This is a genomic window from Marinomonas balearica, from assembly GCF_004362145.1.
Taxonomy (GTDB): domain Bacteria; phylum Pseudomonadota; class Gammaproteobacteria; order Pseudomonadales; family Marinomonadaceae; genus Marinomonas; species Marinomonas balearica.
Window position 1 is genome coordinate 1 of sequence record NZ_SNXC01000017.1, and the last position, 2,925, is coordinate 2,925.

The 2,925-nt window shown below is 50.3% G+C and carries 1 protein-coding gene; it reads left to right on the plus strand.

What is annotated here, in order from left to right:
• The coding region (locus tag DFP79_RS17925; protein WP_166637735.1) for an Ig-like domain-containing protein at positions 1–2,925 on the plus strand (2,925 nt) is incomplete at both ends.

Below are 2,925 nucleotides of genomic sequence, written 5' to 3' on the forward strand. Positions count from 1 at the left end.
GCGACGATCTCTGAGACAGCAGGCAGCGCGAGCACTACGATCGACGACGCACAAAGCGCGCCAGTGGTGAGCATCGCGGCGGATCAAACCAACGTGACCGAAGGTCAAGATGCGGGCTTCAGCGTGAGCATCGACCAAAAGGCTGATGAAGCGGTTGTTGTTGACTTCACTTACAGCGGTGTTGCGGCAGACGGCAGTGACTTCGAAGGTGTTGCGAGCGTGACGATCCCAGCGGGCGAGCAGTCAGCAGACCTAGACATCACGACTCTAGAAGACGGCACCTACGAAGGAGCAGAATCCTTCACAGTAAGCATCTCAGATGTGACCGGAGCGGAAGCGACGATCTCTGAGACAGCAGGCAGCGCGAGCACTACGATCGACGACGCACAAAGCGCGCCAGTGGTGAGCATCGCGGCGGATCAAACCAACGTGACCGAAGGTCAAGATGCGGGCTTCAGCGTGAGCATCGACCAAAAGGCTGATGAAGCGGTTGTTGTGGACTTCACTTACAGCGGTGTTGCGGCAGACGGCAGTGACTTCACAGGTGTTGCGAGCGTGACGATCCCAGCGGGCGAGCAGTCAGCAGACCTAGACATCACGACTCTAGAAGACGGCACCTACGAAGGAGCAGAATCCTTCACAGTAAGCATCTCAGATGTGACCGGAGCGGAAGCGACGATCTCTGAGACAGCAGGCAGCGCGAGCACTACGATCGATGACAGTAACGTTGAGGCGCCTTCAGTTACTATAACCGAAGATATAAATGACGATGGAATCATTGCAAATACCGAAATAGTTGGATCTGTTGGCGTTGAGATTACGTTGCCTGAGAGTGCACAAGAAGGCTACAAATTGTCTGTAACGGGACAAGAAACAATTGTATTGACAGCTGAGCAAATTGCGCAGGGTGCGATAACACTAGAATACGATCAACCCGCAGACGGAGAGACTTTAACTGTTGAAGCAACAATAACGAATGATTTTGGTGTTAGTTCGGATGTTGCATCAGACTCTGCAACGATGGGAGACACTGCTTCAACGGAGGCACCAAGTGTAACCATAACAGAAGATGCTAACAATGATGGTTTTATCAATTCTATAGAGCTTGAAGGACAAGTAAATGTCACAATTTCTCTAAAAGATACCGGAGCCCTAGAAGGCGATACGTTAACCGTAAATGGTGTTGAAATTGAGTTGACCGCAGATCATATCGCAGCAGAGACGGTGTTGACGGAGGTAGTTGCACCAGTACATGGAGCGACGTTAATCGTTGAGGCGACCATTACCGATGCAGCGGGCAACGTGTCCGAGAAAGGTTCGGACAGTGCAATAATTGATCTGACATCTAATGCTAATATTGATGTCGACATTATTACGTCAGATAAGATTATCAACTCATCCGAGTCTGCCGAGGGAGCTTATGTTCCAATTACAGGTTGGGTGTCTGGTGACGCTCTGCCTGGCGATACAGTAACTATTACATTAGGCGGAGAGGCTATTGGTTCTGCTGAAGTAAGCAGTGAACAAGATGACGAAGGTCGATACTTATATGAAGTTCCAGTTCTTGGATCTGACCTAGCGGGTACCGATTTAGCGAATCCGTTTATTACTGCGACGGTTACTGGTGCAGATGAATTAGGTAATCCTTTCGAAGCTAGCAGTACCGAGATTTATAAAGTTGATTTGTTTGCTGATGTTTATGCCACTGTAGAAGATGATAACAAGGATATGGTTATTAACTTCGACGAACAAGGAAGCGTTAAGGTCGAAGGCTTTGTAGAAGACGGCGGGGATGTTCAGTCTATTACGATCACTGACTCAGTTGGTACTAAACTAATTGTTACTGAGGGGATTGATACAAAAGACGAGGGCGGAAATGTTTCTTTTAATTCTTCAGTAGATGTAACTACCTTAGTAGATGGGCCACTTACCGTTGTTGTGAACGTAACTGATGGCGCCGGAAATGAAGGGCAATCTGAAAAATTACTTATTGATAAAGACACGGTTGTTGCTGAACCATCAATCATATTTGAGGAAGGTGCAGAGGACGGCGTTTACAACGCTGAAGAGCTTGGCGAAGACGGCACGATCACCGCGACGATCACGGTAGAAGGTTCCGAAGTAGGCGATACCTTGACGTACAGCGTGAACGATGGCGAAGACGTCACGGTTACCTTAAGCGCAGATCAGATTACGAACGGCATTACAATTGATGTGTCTCCAGAAGACACCGTGACAGCGAGTTTGTCGGATGTAGCGGGCAACAGTTCAGACGAAGTCAGTGAGCAAGCGGCGAGCGCGGACGCTTCGGATCTACCGAGCATCGACTTGACGACCGTAGGCGACGGCAACATCAGTGTTAACGAAGCAGACGAAGTGACCTTGTCAGGTAGCACAACGAATGTTGAAAACGGTCAGACAGTGACCTTGACCGTGACTGACAGCGACGGCAACAAAGCTGAGTTCACAGCGACCGTGACGGAGGGTGCGTTCAGCACAACAGCAGACCTAACAGGTAAGGGTCTGGTTGATGGCGACATCACAGTGGTTGCGGACGTGACAGATACAGCGGGCAACGCGGCGACAGGCAGCAAAGATGCGACGTTGGATGCGGACAATGCGGATCTACCGAGCATCGACTTGACGACCGTAGGCGACGGCAACATCAGTGTTAACGAAGCAGACGAAGTGACCTTGTCAGGTAGCACAACGAATGTTGAAAACGGTCAGACAGTGACCTTGACCGTGACTGACAGCGACGGCAACAAAGCTGAGTTCACAGCGACCGTGACGGAGGGTGCGTTCAGCACAACAGCAGACCTAACAGGTAAGGGTCTGGTTGATGGCGACATCACAGTGGTTGCGGACGTGACAGATACAGCGGGCAACGCGGCGACAGGCAGCAAAGATGCGACGTTGGATGCG